The sequence below is a fragment of the Nocardia brevicatena NBRC 12119 genome, assembly GCF_000308495.1.
Lineage (GTDB): Bacteria > Actinomycetota > Actinomycetes > Mycobacteriales > Mycobacteriaceae > Nocardia > Nocardia brevicatena.
Genome location: NZ_BAFU01000248.1, coordinates 91,453 through 108,909, shown reverse-complemented (window position 1 = coordinate 108,909; position 17,457 = coordinate 91,453). Strand labels below are relative to the sequence as shown.

The 17,457-nt window shown below is 66.8% G+C and carries 16 protein-coding genes and 3 pseudogenes; 11 read left to right on the top strand and 8 right to left on the bottom strand.

Annotated features, from left to right (window positions below; all coding sequences use genetic code 11):
* Window positions 1-3 precede the first annotated feature (3 nt).
* The gene (locus ON20_RS32495) at window positions 4-1,512 is read left to right on the top strand and encodes an aldehyde dehydrogenase family protein (protein WP_040842046.1); all 1,509 of its coding nucleotides are present in this window, start codon (window positions 4-6) and stop codon (window positions 1,510-1,512) included.
* 84 nt (window positions 1,513-1,596) lie between these two features.
* The gene (locus tag ON20_RS32490; RefSeq protein ID WP_051163744.1) at window positions 1,597-3,243 is read left to right on the top strand and encodes an AMP-binding protein; all 1,647 of its coding nucleotides are present in this window, start codon (window positions 1,597-1,599) and stop codon (window positions 3,241-3,243) included.
* Between the two features lie 375 nt (window positions 3,244-3,618).
* Here the strand turns inward: ON20_RS32490 and ON20_RS39745 are convergent.
* A pseudogene (locus ON20_RS39745) lies at window positions 3,619-3,807 on the bottom strand (enoyl-CoA hydratase-related protein); the annotation flags it as partial.
* Window positions 3,808-4,067: 260 nt separating this feature from the next.
* Here ON20_RS39745 and ON20_RS32480 point away from each other — a divergent pair.
* Together ON20_RS32480 and ON20_RS40150 are read left to right on the top strand one after the other, a co-directional pair.
* Window positions 4,068-5,336: an FAD-dependent oxidoreductase gene (locus ON20_RS32480; protein ID WP_040842043.1), complete on the top strand. Its 1,269-nt coding sequence runs from the start codon at window positions 4,068-4,070 to the stop codon at window positions 5,334-5,336.
* Window positions 5,337-5,491: 155 nt separating this feature from the next.
* Complete coding sequence (locus ON20_RS40150; RefSeq protein ID WP_281032951.1) at window positions 5,492-5,623, top strand: hypothetical protein; 132 nt, start codon at window positions 5,492-5,494, stop codon at window positions 5,621-5,623.
* A gap of 107 nt (window positions 5,624-5,730) precedes the next feature.
* Here ON20_RS40150 and ON20_RS37570 read toward each other — a convergent pair whose 3' ends face one another.
* Window positions 5,731-5,949, bottom strand: coding sequence for a hypothetical protein (locus tag ON20_RS37570; protein ID WP_169332416.1), 219 nt, complete (start codon window positions 5,947-5,949; stop codon window positions 5,731-5,733).
* Between the two features lie 73 nt (window positions 5,950-6,022).
* Here ON20_RS37570 and ON20_RS32475 point away from each other — a divergent pair, with 73 nt between their 5' ends.
* From ON20_RS32475 to ON20_RS37235, 3 genes are all read left to right on the top strand, one after another.
* Window positions 6,023-7,657, top strand: coding sequence for an ABC-F family ATP-binding cassette domain-containing protein (locus tag ON20_RS32475; RefSeq protein WP_040842041.1), 1,635 nt, complete (start codon window positions 6,023-6,025; stop codon window positions 7,655-7,657).
* Window positions 7,658-7,899: 242 nt separating this feature from the next.
* Window positions 7,900-8,106: a hypothetical protein gene (locus ON20_RS37240; RefSeq protein ID WP_157229186.1), complete on the top strand. Its 207-nt coding sequence runs from the start codon at window positions 7,900-7,902 to the stop codon at window positions 8,104-8,106.
* An 8-nt stretch (window positions 8,107-8,114) separates the two neighbouring features.
* On the top strand, window positions 8,115-8,318 hold the full coding sequence (locus ON20_RS37235; protein ID WP_040842037.1) for a hypothetical protein: 204 nt from the start codon (window positions 8,115-8,117) through the stop codon (window positions 8,316-8,318).
* Between the two features lie 599 nt (window positions 8,319-8,917).
* Here the strand turns inward: ON20_RS37235 and ON20_RS39740 are convergent.
* A pseudogene (locus ON20_RS39740) lies at window positions 8,918-9,718 on the bottom strand (IS5 family transposase).
* Window positions 9,719-10,112: 394 nt separating this feature from the next.
* Complete coding sequence (locus ON20_RS37715) at window positions 10,113-10,364, bottom strand: hypothetical protein (protein ID WP_051163742.1); 252 nt, start codon at window positions 10,362-10,364, stop codon at window positions 10,113-10,115.
* Between the two features lie 489 nt (window positions 10,365-10,853).
* Between ON20_RS37715 and ON20_RS32450 the strand changes: the two genes are divergently transcribed.
* Entirely contained in the window at window positions 10,854-12,317 is a 1,464-nt protein-coding gene (locus ON20_RS32450) for a stealth family protein (RefSeq protein ID WP_040842108.1), read from the top strand.
* Here ON20_RS32450 and ON20_RS32445 read toward each other — a convergent pair.
* Window positions 12,265-13,218, bottom strand: a complete 954-nt coding sequence (locus tag ON20_RS32445) for a phosphodiesterase (RefSeq protein WP_040842035.1) — start codon at window positions 13,216-13,218, stop codon at window positions 12,265-12,267. The genes ON20_RS32450 and ON20_RS32445 overlap by 53 nt on opposite strands.
* Window positions 13,219-13,439: 221 nt before the next feature.
* Here ON20_RS32445 and ON20_RS32440 point away from each other — a divergent pair, with 221 nt between their 5' ends.
* Window positions 13,440-14,132: a TOTE conflict system archaeo-eukaryotic primase domain-containing protein gene (locus ON20_RS32440; RefSeq protein WP_040842033.1), complete on the top strand. Its 693-nt coding sequence runs from the start codon at window positions 13,440-13,442 to the stop codon at window positions 14,130-14,132.
* A gap of 149 nt (window positions 14,133-14,281) precedes the next feature.
* Here ON20_RS32440 and ON20_RS32435 read toward each other — a convergent pair whose 3' ends face one another.
* Window positions 14,282-14,755: a MarR family winged helix-turn-helix transcriptional regulator gene (locus tag ON20_RS32435; RefSeq protein WP_040842031.1), complete on the bottom strand. Its 474-nt coding sequence runs from the start codon at window positions 14,753-14,755 to the stop codon at window positions 14,282-14,284.
* Between the two features lie 107 nt (window positions 14,756-14,862).
* Between ON20_RS32435 and ON20_RS32430 the strand changes: the two genes are divergently transcribed.
* Complete coding sequence (locus ON20_RS32430; protein ID WP_040842029.1) at window positions 14,863-15,999, top strand: GDSL-type esterase/lipase family protein; 1,137 nt, start codon at window positions 14,863-14,865, stop codon at window positions 15,997-15,999.
* A 19-nt stretch (window positions 16,000-16,018) separates the two neighbouring features.
* On the opposite strand, the gene ON20_RS39735 is transcribed toward ON20_RS32430, so the two are convergent.
* On the bottom strand, window positions 16,019-16,162 hold the full coding sequence (locus tag ON20_RS39735) for a hypothetical protein (protein WP_157229185.1): 144 nt from the start codon (window positions 16,160-16,162) through the stop codon (window positions 16,019-16,021).
* Window positions 16,163-16,238: 76 nt separating this feature from the next.
* A pseudogene (locus ON20_RS40875) lies at window positions 16,239-16,331 on the bottom strand (hypothetical protein); the annotation flags it as partial.
* Window positions 16,332-16,737: 406 nt separating this feature from the next.
* On the opposite strand from ON20_RS40875, the gene ON20_RS32420 reads away from it, so the two are divergent.
* Complete coding sequence (locus tag ON20_RS32420; protein WP_040842028.1) at window positions 16,738-17,355, top strand: DUF8020 domain-containing protein; 618 nt, start codon at window positions 16,738-16,740, stop codon at window positions 17,353-17,355.
* Window positions 17,356-17,457 lie beyond the last annotated feature (102 nt).

Genomic DNA, 17,457 nt, shown 5'->3' with positions numbered 1-17,457 from the left:
ACGATGACCGAAGTATCGAACCTCACCGCGACCCCGATCCTGCCGCAGGTCCGAGACTGGCTGGCCACCCCCAAGAAGCTGTTCATCGGTGGCCGATGGGTCGAGGCGGAGGCGGGGCGCGTATTCGAAACGCGTGACCCCGCAACCGGGCAGGTGCTGACCCAGGTGGCCCACGCAGAGGCCGCTGATATCGACCGTGCCGTGCGGGCCGCGCGCGCTGCCTTCGAGGGTGAGTGGTCGCTGTGGACACCGGCGCAGCGGCAGCGGCTGCTGTTCAGGGCCGGAGAGGCGATCTACGCGCATGCCGAGGAACTGGCACAACTCGAATCGCTCGACAACGGCAAGTCCGCCGGTGTCGCCCAGGCCGTCGACATCACGTGGGTCGCCGAGCTGTTCGAGTACTACGCCGGTTGGGCCACCAAGATCGAGGGTCGCACGATCCCGGTGTCGGTGCCGTGGGCGCCCGGCACCCAGTGGCACGCCTACACCTTGCGCGAACCGGTCGGTGTGTGTGGCGCGATCGTTCCCTGGAACTTCCCGCTGCTGATGGCGGCATTCAAGATTCCGGTGGCACTGGCCACAGGTAACACCGTCGTGCTCAAACCCGCCGAAGACACCCCGCTCACCGCGGTGCGCCTGGCCGAGATCCTGGCCGAGGTCGGCTTGCCCGACGGCGTGCTCAATGTAGTCACCGGTTATGGCGACGCGGGTGCCGCCCTGGCCGCCCACGACGGCGTCGACAAGATCGCCTTCACCGGCTCGACCGAAGTCGGCAAGCTCATCGTCGACGCCGCCAAGGGCAACCTCAAGAAGGTCAGCCTCGAACTCGGTGGCAAGAGCCCCCAGGTCGTCTTCGCCGATGCCGACCTGGATCTGGCGATCCCGGGTACGGCGTCGGGGTTCTTGTTCAACCACGGCCAGACCTGCACCAGCGGCAGCCGGCTGCTGGTGGAGGATAAGATTTTCGACGAGTTCACCCAGGGAGTCGCCGAGGTCGCCGCAGCCGGCAAACTCGGCTCGGGCCTGGACCCGACCACCGACGTCGGCCCGCTGGTGTCGCAGACCCAACTCGACCGGGTGCTCGGTTATGTAGATGCCGGCCTGCGCGACGGTGCACGGGCGCTGACCGGCGGCAAACGCCACGGTGACAGCGGCTACTTCGTCGAACCGACGGTATTCGTCGATGTCGACTCCTCGTTCAGCGTATACCGCGAGGAGATCTTCGGCCCGGTAGTGGTGGCGACCCCGTTCAACGCCGAACGCGGTGTCGCCGCGGCCGCCAACGACACCCCCTACGGGTTGGCGGCCTCGGTGTGGACCAGCGATGTGTCCAAGGCGCACCGCACGGCGCGCCAGATCAAGGCCGGCACAGTATGGATCAACGCGCACAATGCCTTCGACGCCGCCCTGCCCTTCGGTGGCTACAAGCAGTCCGGGTGGGGTCGTGAACTCGGTGCGGCGGCGATCGAGGCCTACACCGAGCAGAAGTCGATCAACACCTTCCTCGCCTGATCCCGGCAACAGCGGCTCCGGTACCGAATCCCGTCGGTACCGGAGCCGCTCTGCTCACCCTTCTCTCACATTCCCGTCCCGGAGATGCCATTGACCACCGTGAACCCGTTCGCTCAGGACTCCTACGCCCGGGGTGATACGGCCCTCCCGCTGCTCGAGGAAACCATCGGCGCCTGCTTCGAACGCACTGTCGCTACCTATGGTGACCGCGAAGCCCTCGTCGAGGTGGCGACCGGGCGCCGTTGGACGTGGAACCAACTCGACGACGAGGTCAACGCCGTGGCCCGCGGGCTGCTGGGTCTGGGCGTAGCCCCCGGTGACCGCGTCGGCATATGGGCACCCAACTGTGCCGAATGGACCATCACCCAGTTCGCCACCGCCAAGATCGGGGCGGTCCTGGTCAACATCAATCCCGCCTACCGGCTCCACGAATACGCCTATGTCGCCAACCGGTCCGGTCTGCGGCTGCTGCTGGCCGCCACCACGTTCAAAGGTAGCGAATACCGGTCCATGATCGAACAAACCCGCGAGCAGACACCGGCGTTGGAATGTGTCGTGTTCCTCGATACCTCCGACTGGGACGAACTCCTCGCGGCCGGAAGGCATCTGGCGTCCGACCGCCTGACCGAACGCGCCCTCGACCTGATGCCGGACGATCCGATCAATATCCAGTACACCTCGGGCACCACCGGTTTCCCCAAGGGCGCGACGCTGAGTCATCGCAACATCCTCAACAACGGCTACTTCACGACGGAGACGATCGGCTTCACCGAGGCGGACCGGCTGTGCATCCCGGTGCCCTTCTACCACTGCTTCGGTATGGTGATGGGCAACCTCGGCTGCGTAACCCACGGCTCCACCATGGTGATCCCTGCTCCCGGCTTCGACCCTCAGACCACCCTTCGGGCGATCCGAGACGAACGGTGCACCGCCGTCTATGGCGTGCCCACCATGTTCATCGCGATGTTGGGCGTGACCGACTTCGACTCCTATGACCTGTCATCACTGCGGACCGGCATCATGGCCGGGTCACCGTGCCCGGTCGAGGTGATGAAGCGCTGCGTCGGTGACATGCACATGGAGCAGATCTCCATCTGCTACGGCATGACCGAAACCAGCCCCGTGTCCACACAAACACACGCCGACGACACCCTCGAGCGCCGCACCACAACCATCGGCACGGTCCATCCGCACGTCGAGGTCAAGATCATCGACCCGGCCACCGGTGCCGCCGTCGGACGTGGAACCCCAGGCGAGTTCTGCACCCGCGGCTACTCGGTGATGCTCGGCTACTGGAATGATCCCGCCAAGACCGCCGAAGTCATCGACGACGAGGGCTGGATGCACACCGGCGACCTCGCGGTCATGCGGGACGACGGATACTGCCTGATCGTTGGGCGGATCAAGGATATGGTGATCCGCGGCGGCGAGAACATCTACCCCCGCGAGATCGAAGAGTTCTTCTATACCCACCCCGACATCGACGACGTCCAGGTCGTCGGTGTCCCGGACCGTAAGTACGGCGAAGAACTGTGCGCGTGGATTCGGCTGCACCCGAGCGCAGCCGGCATCGATGCCGAGGCCCTGCGCGAGTTCGCGAAGGGCAAACTCGCGCATTACAAAGTGCCGCGATATGTGCTGACCGTCGACGAATTCCCCATGACCGTGACCGGCAAGGTCCGCAAGGTCGAGATGCGTGAAGAGTCCATCCGCAGACTCGGCCTGGTTTGAACACCTCTCTGTCCCTGAGGAGTATCAACCTCGCGGCAGCCGGCGCGCCGCCGGACAAGTGGACGGGGGTAGTTCTCGACGACGTGGACAGGCCGGCAACGACGCCGACCGCGGCCATACCATCGTTCCGCCCGCTTTCACCACGCCGCCCAACGGCACAGTCCCCAATGAACGAGTGCCACCGAGCCGTATGCGCCGGTCGAAGGGTCGGGATCCGGGAGTCAATGCGTGAAGACCACCGCATCGAATACCGAGACGAAGGTCAGCGCGTGATCGCGCGTGAAATCGATGCTTTCCTGCTCGCCCACCATCCTGGCCGAATCCGCCGGGGGGAGACCAGTTCGCACAGGGCCGCCATCGGGCGCAGGCCGGGCCGTCCGGCATCAGTCCGATCGAAGTGAACGGCATGGAGAAGAAGACGTCGGAACGGGCGACGGTGAAATCCGCCGCCGGCGCGAGCGGCACGCCCACGCCGACGGCCGGTCCGCGAACCGCGGTGACGACCGGACGCGGGACACCGACGATCGCCGAGATGCCCCCGGCAACGCCGGCCTCCGGCAGCACTGGACCCTGGATTACCGAAGACGGTCGTCAGGCCCAATGACCTCAACAAATCGTAGGTCACGCTGTGAACGGTCGATTTCTCGGTCATAGTGGTCGGTCGGTTCGCTTCGCCGGCAGATGCCGGCGAAGCGGGCAAACCATCATCCCGTGCGCATGAAGATCGGACCGACGCGGCCGGACGGGCGGTGAGTCGACCGGATCGCGGTTAGCATCTCGAGGAGAACTCCGGATGACAGCGCGGCGATCGAAGGAGACTTCTCATGGAACGGACAACCTGCCTGGTAGTCGGCGGCGGGCCGGCGGGACTGATGCTGGGGCTACTGCTCGCCCGAGCCGGCGTGGAGGTCACCGTGCTGGAGAAGCACCAGGACTTCCTGCGCGATTTCCGCGGCGACACCGTGCACCCCACCACGCTCGACCTGCTCGACGAGCTGGGCCTCGGTGCCGAATTCGAGAAGCTGGGAGCGCGCAAGTTGAAACAGGTACTGCTGCCGATCGCGGGCGGTACGCAACTGCTGGCCACGTTCGACCACCTGCCCGGCACGCACAAGTACGTGGCGATGGTGCCGCAGTGGGACCTGCTCGACCTGTTGGCCCGGACCGCCGCGCAGGAGCCGAGCTTTCGTCTGCGGATGAAGACCGAAGCGACCGAACTGATTCGGACCGAAGGCAAGGTCGTCGGCTGCGCCTATCGAACGGCCGACGGTGCGACCGGCGCAATACACGCCGACCTCACGGTGGCGTGCGACGGTCGCGCTTCGGTGCTGCGTGCCTCGACCGGACTGCCCTCGCGGAGCTGGCCGACCCCGATGGATGTGTGGTGGTTCCGTCTCCCGCGCACCGATAACGATCCCGCAGGAGCGCTCCCCATCGTCACCGCCCGCCGCGCCGCGGTCATGCTCGACCGTGGTGACTACTGGCAGTGCGCCACCCTCATCGCCAAGGGTGCCGACACCGAAGCCCGGCGTGGGCCGGTCCAGGACATCATGCGCGGCATGGCCGAGGCCGCGCCCTGGCTCGGTAGCCGACGTGACACCCTGACCAGATGGGACGAGGTGAAGCTGCTCGATGTTCAGCTGGATCGGCTGAGCACCTGGTACGTCGATGGCCTGCTCTGCATCGGCGACGCGGCGCACGCAATGTCCCCGGTCGGGGGTGTCGGCATCAATCTCGCGATTCAGGACGCCGTCGCCGCCGCCAGAATACTGGCGGCACCGCTGCTGGCGGGAACCACAACGACCCGCGATCTGGCCCGGGTACAGCGCCGGCGCGTCATCTCGACTGCGGTGATCCAAGGAATACAGCGGGTGCTGCACGCCCGCCTGATCGTGCCGACGCTCTCCGGTCGGATCGAGATCGCCAACGCGGCCCGCGCACCGCGCGCGCTGCGACTGTTGCGCCGGATCCCGGTGGCGCGCAGTCTGCCTCCGTATCTCCTCGCACGCGGGGTGTTTCCGGAACACGCACCGGATTTCGCGCGCCGCCCGCCCACACGGACCGCCGCCGGGCCGGACGAGGCGGGTGCCTGACACCGCGGCAGATGTACAAGCGATCCCACCACCGCGACCGCCACCATTCGCCGGCTACCGAAACCTGCTCGGGGCTCACTCCCGAACGACGGCGGCAGATGCCGCAAAACTCGCTTGTCCCGTCATCTGCGATGGCAAGAAGAGAGGACCTCTCGATGGTGACAGTGGGAATCGACCCGCACAAGCACGCCCATGCCGCGGTAGCTGTCGATGCCGCCGGCAGGCGGGTCGGCAAGCCGCTGACCGTGAAGAACGATGGGTCGCCGATCGCTGCTCTGCTCGAATAGATCCGGTCGATCACCGATGATGCATATGTCCCGTGGGCCATCGAAGATGGTCACGGGTTCGCCCGCCGCCTCGCCGATGGCCTGCTGCCGGCCGGCCACGAGGTGGTTCAGGTCCCGACCCGGACGGCTGCAGCCCACCGGAAACTGCACGCTGCTAACGGAGCCGAACCCGACCCGGACGACTTGGCTCGCAACAAGCCCTTGGATGTGGTGGTCGTATTGGTGAACGCCGAGGACCGGGCATCCACGCCCGCCAGGTCCTCACCGACATGATCTCCGAGATCGCCGAGCAACCGGATACGCTCGGCGGTTTCGACTCGGCTCATCAAGACCTCGCCACCGCCATGGCCCAGTGGGTCAGATCTCGGCGTTGCAGCCGATGAGGGCAGAATACGCCTGGTGAGCGCAACATTGCATGCCAGCGGTCTGGCGGCCGGGCACGGCGAACGCACCCTCTTCTCCGACCTCCATCTCACCCTCGCTCCCGGCGACGTGATCGGTCTGGTCGGTGTCAACGGGGCGGGCAAGTCGACACTGTTGCGCATACTCGCCGACGGCGCCTCGGACGAAGGCACGATCACGCTGAGCCCGCCTGACGCCACCGTCGGATATCTGACCCAGGAACCCGAACGCATAGGCGGCGAGACCGTACTCGAATTCCTCGCTCGTCGGACCGGTGTCGCGCACGCCCGGCAGGTCATGGACGCGGCTGCCGCACGCCTGGGCGACGGCGACGATGACTACTCCCCCGCGCTCGAACACTGGCTGGCCCTCGGGGGCGCCGACCTCGACCAGCGCGCCGAGAAGGTCGCCGCCGATCTCGGGCTCACCGACGGCCTCGCCGGTGGACTGGCCACCCTGATGACAGGCCTGTCCGGCGGACAAGCCGCCCGCGTCGGTCTCGCTTCGGTCCTGCTGTCGCGCTTCGATATCCTGCTGCTCGACGAACCCACCAACGACCTCGACCTCGACGGTCTCGATCGCCTGGAGCGTTTCGTCACCGGTGCCAGGGTCCCGCTGATGATCATCAGCCACGACCGCGAGTTCCTGACCCGCACTGTGAACAGTGTCCTCGAACTCGACCTCGCGCAACAGCAGGTGAGCTTCTACGACGGGGGCTACGACTCCTACCTGGCCGAACACGAGATCGCGCGCCGGCACGCCCGCCAGGCGTACGACGAATTCGCCGCTACCAAGGCCGGTTTGGAGGCACGGGCACTGATGCAACGCAACTGGTTGGAAAAGGGTGTCCGCAACGCACGCCGCAAGAGCAAGAACGACGACAAGGTCAGCCGCAGGACCCGCGCCGAGTCCACTGAGAAGCAAGCCGCCAAGGCCCGCCAGACGCAGCGCCGCATCGAACGGCTCGACGTGGTCGAGGAACCGCGCAAAGAGTGGGAACTACGCATGGAGATCGCGACAGCTCCACGCAGTGGTTCCGTCGTGGCGACAGTGAACAACGCCACTGTCGCGCGCGGCGAATTCGCTCTCGGACCGGTCACCGTCCAGATCGATTGGGCCGACCGCATCGTCCTGACCGGTGCAAACGGCTCAGGCAAGTCCACCCTGCTCGCCCTGTTGCTCGGCAGGCTCGCCCCCGATACGGGCACTGCCGCACTTGGCTCAGGCGTGCAGATCGGCGAGGTCGACCAGGCGCGCGGCCTGTTCCGCGGTGACGCCACCCTCGCCGACACCTTCGGCGCGGCGATGCCCGACTGGCCCGATGCCGATGTGCGCACCCTGCTCGCCAAGTTCGGTCTGTGCGGCCCACACGTCAACCGCGCCTGCGACACCCTGTCCCCCGGAGAGCGTACCCGCGCCGCGCTGGCCTTGCTGCAGGCCCGCGGCGTGAACCTGCTCGTCCTCGACGAGCCGACCAACCATCTCGACCTACCCGCCATCGAACAGCTCGAGCAGGCCATCGACTCTTTCTCCGGCACACTCGTTCTGGTGACACACGACCGCCGGATGCTGGATTCGGTGCGAGCGACACGCCGCTGGCACATTGCCGGTGGGCGGCTCACCGAGGGGTAGGGCATCGATGGGAAGGACGCTCGCGGGATCAACAGAACCGAAGCAACATGGAGGCTGTTCCGACCCGGGCGACGATCGGATCTCTCCGGCACGTCATTCTCTCGAGTTGCGCGGTGACCGAGGACAGGAAGTGGCCGGTCTTCGGTCCACCCGCGGCGGCCGCCGCGTCGGAGATCCGGAGGTTTCATCGGTGGATACGATTACCAGCCGATCGAACACACACCGGAACGTTCACGGGACAGATGGACCACGAAACCGCATCCGGTCTGCGAGCAAGGACCCGAACCGCCGCCGGGTTCTTCGATCGGCTGCCCCGGAAAGCGCTGGACCGGCTCGGCGCGGTCGAGGATCTGGACCGGTCGTCGGCGATCGCGGCCGCGGATGCGGTGGCAGTCGTAGTAGACGCGGGCGCCGGGCAAGGCGGTCGGGGCAGAACGCCTGCCGAATGAGGGCGTCGATGAGTCGGTCGCTGTGCACGAACCGGGCGGCAGCGATCTTCTTGCCGGAGGCGCGGGTGATCGGGTTGGTGCCTGCCAAAATGGGCATGCACCTGCCCTTGCAGTTCGGTGGTCTGCTCGCACCGGGGGCTCAGGCTCCGCTCGGTGTGCTGTATCGGCCATGCACCCCAGGAGACCGCGTCGTCATCGAGATCGCGCCATAAGTTGACTCTGATACCTCGGGAGCGCTTGCGGGGCGAACCCTCGAACAGAGACGTAGCTCGGCGGCTGTATTCGCAGTCGCCGGACCGCCGACTGCAGGTGAGCACAGCGGTGAGGTATAGAAATGCAATGAGCAGATGCCTGTGGCGTTCTGGGTAGACGCCCAGGCGCCGATAGCCGGCGAGCCAGAGGACCATACTACCGCCGCCCCGCTGACCGGCGACACCGAGCACCGCACCACCACCCGTCCACCCTCCCCCACCGATACGGACACGAACCCGATACCGCACCCGACCGGTACCGATGTACCACAACACCAGCGGAATGCACATCGAGCAAGCCTTCACAGCCGTCCTCATGGACCTGCTCACCCTTCAAGCAGCACTGCTCGCCGCAGCAGCACCGCCCCCGGGCCCACCAGCGACCGGCCCGAAAGCCGCCCGGCGACGCTCCACACCCCAGCCCCGCCCGCCCCACCACCGGCGGGCCTGTGCCACCCGTCCCAGGCTGCATACCGAACCGGATATCCCTACCGCAACCCCGAAGAACTCGCCATCAGACGATATGCGGGTGCGCCCGAACTGCTCACTTAGAGGGCGTCTCATATGGGGCGTTCCTTGTAGCAGATGAGCGCGGCAGCAAGGTCGAGGAAGGCCGCGAACAGATGCCCGTGGCGTTCGTAGCGGATGGCCGGACGCCGGTAGCCGGCGAGCCGGGCGAGGGTGCGTTCGATCTCCCATTGATGGCGGCCCAGTCGGGTGGAGTCGTCGATGCCGCGGCGAGTGATGCGCGAGATGATGCGCCGGCAGCGCAGCCGATGACGGTGGCGGGATAGTCGTAGCCGGTGTCGGCACGCAGCCGCTCGGCTCGACGGCGGCGCGGTCCGCGCCGGGGCCGGATCGCTGCAATCGCCTCCACCAGTGGCCGCAGCATAACGCTGCCGTGGGCGTTCGCGCCGTTCACGGCGGTGACCAGCGGGATCCTGTTCGCGTCGGAGAACAGGTGGATCTTCGAACCCGCCTTGCCGCGATCGAAGAGGATTGCGGCCGGTCAGCGATCCTCCCCTTTTCCGGCCCGCACGAACGCCGGGTCCACGATCGCCGCCGACCGGTCCACCTCCCCGGCTGCTCCGAGCCGGTCCAGGGCCTCCCGATGCAGTCGGTCGAAGAACCCCGCGGCGGCTCGGGCGGTGGATCGGCGATGCGCGGTGGGCCCACTCACCCCGAACGCCGGCGGCAACTGCCGCCACGCACACCCACTGGTCAACACGGACACTATCGCGGTGAACACCGTACGACCACCGACCGGCGCGGTCCCACCACCCTGGCGGCGCGCAGCGAACTTCGGAATCAACGGTTCGGCGATGTCCCACAACATATCGCCGAACCAGACGTCGAGTCAGAGCATCCCTCACCCGGCAGGTGATACGGTGCAGCTATTTCTGTCCACATGAGATGTTCTCTTGGCCGCCCGGATACTCCTTGATCGCAGGAGACCTCCAGGAACTCCACCGCGCATGGCGCGTCCGGCCTGGTGCGGCGATTGCGGTGGGTCGAACGCGGTGTCTCGTTTGCATAGGCCGGCGCGGCCGCCGCGCGAAAGCCCTGCGAGCCCAGCACGTCGTAGAAGTGGCGAATCGCCGGCTCGATCTCCTTGATGTCCGAGAGGTCAACCAAGGGCTGCTTCACCTTTCACCTGGGATGCCGCTCGCCCGCCTGCACCTTGAACAACAAGCCAAGGCGCTGCGCGGCTTGTCCGCCGGCGCTCTGTCGTTGGTCCGAACTGCTCTCCGGTGACTATCCGGCCGCGGCGAGAGCGGGGATATCGAGCGCGGCGCGGGCCACTTCCCGAGTCATGTCCGCGGCGCGTCGACGCGTCATGCCGCCCGTGCTCGCCGAGCTGGATAGCGCCCCACTCGGTGAGCTTCTCGGCACGAACTCGCTGCCGCGGTTGCCCGTGTCGCCGTACCCGATGTCGCCGAGCACGAACACAGCGCAGCGCAGGCCGGTCAGCTCGGGTGCTCGGCGGTCGAACGCTTCGGAGAACACCTCGGCCCTGGTGAGACCATCCTGACCATTTTGCCGGAGATGTGCTCCGACCTGTGGTCGCCGGGTCGGGGGCCGGAAGCAGCGGAAGGATAGGGGCGGTCAGCTGCGCCGATTGACGGAATGCCGAATGCGTTGCATCATTCGTAACGGTGCCCGGTGTTGTCTGGGCAACCCTCCCGTCGGCCGATGGCCGTCCGGCTCGGATGCCTGCCACGCGTGCTTCGCGACTTCCGCGCACGGTGCACCACTTCTATCCACGACGCTTCGGCGTCCGGCCGTGAGTGAGGTGAAAACGAAATGGTTTACCAGTCGTCTGGATTTCCGGTGATCAGTTCGCACCCACGCTTCGGCATTCTTCCGCATCTCTGAATGTCGCCGCGCGGAGCGCGGTCCCGGCGCGTCGATGCCACGGCAATCGGCGCCGGACGCCGCTCGGCGCGGTGCCCGGAAGGAACGGAAACCAGCGGATGGACGGAAGTGGAGACAATCATGGTGGACATGGGCGCGATGAACTCGGGGGCGGTGGAGATCCGTACGTGGACGACGGCGGGAAACCTCGCCGTGTCGGCCGCGATGATCGAGGATCTCGGGTACCTGCGAGCGGAGCTGGCGGCGGCGGAAGTGCCGTTTCTGCTCGTGCGCGGCAGCGGGCACCAGCTCGTGCTGGCCGCCGACGCGGCGCACTGCGCGATGGTGCACCGCGTGACGGCCGCCGCCGTGTCGGCGGGGTTTCGCTGCACAGAGTTGCGGCACAACGTATTCCGGCTTGGGCGCGATAGCGACCCGGCGCATCGCGTCGACGTGGAACTGTGGGAGTACCACGGCGACACGGTAACCTGCCCGCGCCCCAACGCGCTGACCAGGGCGGTCTTCGACCTCGCCGACGTCCAGCGCACCGAGGTTCGGCTGTTCGAGCGGAACTGGCCGACCTTGGTGGACATGTTCGCGCCGCAGCCCGGCGACGTCGGCTTCGACATCGACCTGGTGATTTCCTGGGTGGACGGTTCCGATCCCGAATTCCGCGCCCGCCGCGCCGGGATGCTCGCCCAGGTCGCGGTGGGCGAGGGCGACGAGGCGGACGCCAGGATCCGGCAGATCGACGAGGTGAAGTACGCCTTGCGCTCGGTGCACAAGAACGCGCCGTGGATACGCAAGATCTTCATCGCCACCGATTCGGCGATGCCGGACTGGTTGACCACGCATCCGAAGGTCACGGTGGTGCGTGCGGTGGAGCATTTCCGCGACACCACGGACTTGCCGACCTTCAATTCGCACGCGGTGGAGTCGCAGTTGCAGCACATCGAAGGACTCGGCGAGTACTTCCTATACGCCAACGACGACATGTTCTTCGCGCGCCCGGTGCGCCCGTCGATGTTCTTCACCGCGGCCGGGATGAGCCGGTTCATCGAGGCCGGCACCAGGATCGGACCGGGCCGCAACAACGAGCGGCGCAGCGGTTTCGAAAACGCCGCGCGAGTGAACCGAGCGCTGCTGGCCGAGCGCTTCGGCTATGTCATCACCCGGCACCTGGAACACACGCCGGTTCCGCTACGCCGCAGTGTGCTGCTGGAGATGGAAGAGGAGTTCGCGGCGGATTTCGTGCGAACGAGCGCGAGCCGCTTCCGGGCTGCCACCGATATCTCGGTGACCAACTCGCTGTATCACTACTACGCGCTGTTCACCGGTCGCGCAGCGCCGCAGGAGGCGGCGAAGGTGCGTTACGTCGACACGACCAGCCACACTGGGTTGGCCATGATGGACGAGTTGGCGCGCCACCGCGACGTGGACTTCTTCTGCCTCAACGACGGCAGCTTCCCCGAGGTCGCCGAGGCCGAGCGGGTACAGGTCATCTCCGATTTCCTCGCCGAGTACTACCCGGAGCCCGCACCCTGGGAGCGGCTCAGTGCACCGCCTCGTCATTCGATTCCGGAGTCGACGCCTGGCGCCGCATGACGTGCGGGATGCGCGCGGCGGGCGGGATCACGATACCCTCCTGCGCGAGACGTCGCTGTGCTTGCTCCGGCGTAGCGGGTGTGCCGACGGTGCGGCCCTGCTCGATGGGAACCACCGAGTGCACCACAGTATCCGGGTAGACGTGCACGTAGTTGAATGCCTGTGCGCCGTCCCGGCCGCGCAGGCCGCCCTGCTCGACGCCGAGATCCTGGCTGTAGCAGGTCGCCGAGGCCACCGACACCGGGATGCCCGCGAAGGTCGCGCTGGTCGAGAAGTGCAGGTGACCGGCGAGGATGGCCCGCACATCGCTGCCGTCGAGCACGTCGGCCAGCTTACGCTGGTCGCGCAGCTCCACGGCGACGGCGAGGTCGACGACACACGGGACCGGCGGGTGATGCATGGCCAGGATGGTGCCGAACGGCGCCGGTTCGGCCAGCACCGAGCGCAGCCAGTCCAGCTGGTCGTCGGAGATCTCGCCGTGGTGGTGCCCGGGTACCGAAGTGTCCAGGGCGATGATGCGCAGTCCGTCGATCAGGTGCACGCGGTCCAGCGGCGAGGTCGATGCGGGCTCGCCGAGCAGTCGCGCGCGCAGTGTGCAGCGGTCGTCGTGGTTGCCGGCGACCCACACTATGGGTGCGGGCAAACAGTCAGCGAATGACTCGATGATGGCTTTGAGCTTGTCGTATGCGGCGGACTCACCCTGATCGGTGAGGTCGCCGGTGAACACGAGTGCGGTCGGCCGGATCCGGCTGGCCGCGGCCTGCTCGAGCAACTGGCGTAACCGCAGGTCGGCGTCGACATCGCCGTACAGGGGTTGTTCGCCTGCGACGAGATGGGTGTCGCTGAAATGGAACAACACGTGATCCGGTCGCGGGTACTCCGCGACTCTGGTGGTGGGCACCGGATCGAAACCCCTCCCGGCGGGTTGCCCGCCATTGGCTTGATTCTGTCGTCAGAATAGCGGCGGATTACGGACAGGATTCCCGACGCCCGGTGACGACATGCTTGCGGGAAGGTGAGCTTTAGGTGTCGAATATCGCCTGAATCGGCCCGTGGGCTGGGGCGATTACCGGCTGCCGCGCGTCGGACCACCATCGCGACATCCACGGTGAACGGTTTGCTGTGAACTACCTCACCCCGCACGGCCGTCTGTGCGGCGATGGTGGCTGGCGTCGCGTGATCGGCGTCGGGCAGATCGAACACGGCGAGGTGGTCGGCGAGCTCGACGAGATCATCCGGCTGCGGAATCTGTTGCGGCTCATCGGTGAACAAGCCCGTGCGGCGGCACTCGACCAGACCGCCACGGACACACCGGTCGATATGCGGGCCGCACCGGAAGCCAAGGTCCGGCGCTTCCTGGACCTGTTCGATGCCCGCACCGACACCGCGATGCTGGATGCCCTCGCATACGTGAAAGCCGCCCGCGCCGCCGAGATCCCGGCGGCGTTGAAGGTGTCGCAGTCCCGTCGCGACGCGCATGTATGGATCTTCTTCGCGACCGCCGTGCCCGCGGTCTCGGCGCGGCGGATGTCCACCGGCCTGCTCGCCGGAGCGATCGGGTTACGCGGCCGGACGAACCTGTCCGGCATCGCACGGCTATCGGCCAAACAGGTCGAGGGCTTCTCCGCCTCGCTCCCCCGGCCCCAGCTCGGTCACGGCGTGCGGCGCCTGCGGCTGCCGACCTCGTCGAATTCACCGCATTGGCCGCCTTCAGCGTGGTTGCCGTGCCCCTTGGCCACAGCCTCGCCGCCGACCGGCTCCGCGAACCCCTGGACCGGCCTCGAGCCTGGCTGCAAGCCAACAACCATGTGGTGAGGGCGCTCGCGATCACGGGCACGGTTGCGGCCGGGAAAGGTATCAGCGGGCTCCGAAACAGCGGCAGGGCGTGGCGCCTTCGTGGCACGCGTTCGAATCCCTGCTTCTGGACGGATCGGAACGGCTTCTCGCGAGAACGCGGACCGAGCTCAATCCATCCGGAACGTGGCCTCCGGGTTCGAAGTGTCCCGCACGATTCGCAGCGCTTCGGTCAATGCCGTGAGCTGATCGGGCGTGAGCAATCCGACGAACCAGCGGTCGACGGCGGCGAGATAGTCCGGCAGTACCTGCGCGAGCCGCACGGCGCCCGCCTCGGTGAGCACCGCATACGCGCTGCGCCGATCCCCCGGGTCCGGCTCGCGTTCCACCAGCCCGGCGCGCGCCAGCCGATCGATGAGCCGGGTGACGCCGCTGGTGGACAGCGTCGTCTGCACTGCCAGCTCCGTCATCCGCAGCCGCCGCCCCGGCGAACGGCTCAGCCGCATGAGGGCGTTCAGATCCAGTCCGGACATGCCGTGCGCCTTCCAGACCTGCTCCAGTTTGGCGACCACACCGCCGTGCGCCTCGAACAGCAGGCCCATCGTGGTCAGGCGCGGATCGTCGAACAGCTCCGTCACGTCCATGTCGGAAACCTATCAGAATGTTTCCCTGCGGATAGTTGACGAGAGGAATAATTCATCGTAGAAATATGCATACGCATTTTTCCTCGCATCAACTAGTGGAGGTACCCATGTCGCCGACCGCCTGGATCGCCGGATTCCGCTCCGCGGTGATCCGCCCGGACGAGCAGATCAAGCTCGCGGAGTCGCGCACGTTCACCGACCGGACCGTGCGCCAAGTGCTCCACTTGGCAGGCGGCGGCGCGCGGGTACGGGTCGGACTGACCAATCGCTATGGGAAGGCTCCGCTGACGATCGGCGCCGCCCGGGTCGCCCTGCGCAAGACCGGCAGCGAGATCGTCACCGAGACCGATGCCGCATTGCGGTTCGACGGGGACGAGCAGGTAATCGTCCCGGTAGGCGGCGAAGTGTTCAGCGACCCCGTCGATCTGGCCGTCGCGGCGGACACGGATCTGGCATTGAGCCTCTATCTGCCCGGCCCCACCGGCCTGGCCACCTTCTCCCACCAGCCCGCCGAAACCGCATACATCGCGAACGGAAACGTCGCCGCCGAGGCCGCGCTCACCACCGTCGAAGAGGTGCCCGCGCGGTTCTACGTCGCCGGTGTCGACGTGCTCGCACCGGCGGAGACGCCGGTGGCCGTCGCGTTCGGCGATTCCTGGTTCGAAGGCGTCGGCACCACCCTCGGCGCCAACCGGCGGTCGGTCGATTTCCTCAACGCGCGGCTGGAGCGGGGCTGGGTGGTCAACCAGGGCATCGCGGGGAATCGGCTGCTCACCGATGAAATCGGCGAGCCGGGCCTGGATCGTTTCGAGCGCGACGCACGCGCCGTGCCCGGTGCGACGAGCGTGCTGATCAACTTCGGCATCAACGACCTCATCCTGGGCGGGATGGCGGGGCAACCGCCCGCGACCGCCGAAGAACTGATCGCGGGCTTCACCACGCTCGCGCGGCGCGCGCACGCGGCGGGGCTCACGGTCCACGCGGCGACGATCGGCCCCTACGGCGGCTGCGTCTACGAGGGTCTGCCGATCACCGAGACATTGCCGACCCGGCGGCGCGTGAACGAATGGCTGCGCGGCACCGACGTCTTCGATTCGGTGTTCGACGTGGCGCGAGCGGTCGAGGATCCAGAACGGCCCGACTTCATCCACCCCGGTTTCGACAGCGGCGACGGCATGCACCTCAACGACGACGGCGCTCGCGCGATGGCCGAAACCATCGATGTCACAGCGGTTTTCGGTTAGGTCGCAGCTTCGTCCGCCGCTAGGACCCGAAACCACGCAGCACGATCTCGACGCCACCGCGGAATTCGTCGTCGGCCGACATGCCCTTGGCCTGCCCCGCGGTCTGCGCCAGGTGCGGGTATTTCTCCGCGGGCAGGTCGGCCGGCACGATCGTCCCCCGCACTCGCAGCGGGAGCGTAGTGCTCGTTCCGGAGATAGCCGATCAGGAAGGCGATCAGGGTGCGCTCGGCTATGACGTGGACGCGCCCGGTGAACCCGCCCTCGGTGAGTACGGCGAGCATCGTTTCCATCGCGCGTAGCGATTCGACCGACGACTGCCGACGCCGCGGCACGACCGGCACGGAGGCCGGATGGGCCGAGAACGCGTCGCGGATGTTCTCGAGCAGCACCGTTCGGAGTAACCGCAGCCGAGGGGTGCTATCGGTCGTGACGCCGGGTCCAAAGAGGCGCCACCGATAGATCACCCCTACCAGGGGGTATGCCGAACTTCGTTGGACTCTCGGCGATTACTACCGGAAGCCCTACAACCACTGGTCCCGGCGTGCAGCCGGAAGACGGGATTACGCAGGGGGCAGGACTGTCGCACTGCATGCGTGTACTGCTCTCCGGCCGGTCACATGGCAAACAGGAGTGCAGTAACTTCGAACTGTGTGTGGCATACCACACACCATTGAATTCGACGCCTAAGGTCTGACTCGGTCCGCCCATCAGGGGCAGCTGAGCGGAGGGATTCGAAGGATGAAGTTCGAGAAGATCACTGCTGCCGCTTTCCTGGCCATCTCGGCCGTGGGTATCACTGCGGCAACCGCCCATGCAGAGCCGGCCGCAACGGAGCGGCCGGCTGCGGTGACCGCGGGGGGCGCGACTTCCGGCGTGGATCACGGAATCAACTACCGGATCATCGTTTCGCCGGTCGACAGGGTCATTATCACTACCGTCGAGAATGGCAAGTTCGAGATCGTGCAGAACGGCGCGGTGGTGCTCGAGTCCGGCGACGGAGCGGCGGTGACCGAAGTGCCGCAACGGTACGCCGTCGGCGGGCGTTCAATCGCGATTGCGCAGCACATCGGTGCGGACGTCCATACCCTGACGCTGACACCGACCCCGACGGCGGAAGATGTTGCGCAACCGAAGGACATCAGCTCATACGACCGGCTCGAGGAGCAAATCAACAAGAACCTTCCTGGCGTAGTCGGCGGTGCCATCGTGGGCGGCATCCTCGGGGCATGTCTTTTTTTGATATGGGGGGTCAGCATCCCCGTGGGTGTGCTGATCGGTGGAATTGCCGGCGGATACGTCCAGGGCGGCCCGGAGTTCCTCGACGCCGTACAGGCGTTCGCCACCGGCCGGCCGTGATCACGGGCGGGTGAGATAGCGGCCAACCGGTCGGGGGCCGAGGAGCGTCTGCGACAAATCGGATCCCGGTAGTAAACGCCGAGAGTCCAACGAAGTTCGGCA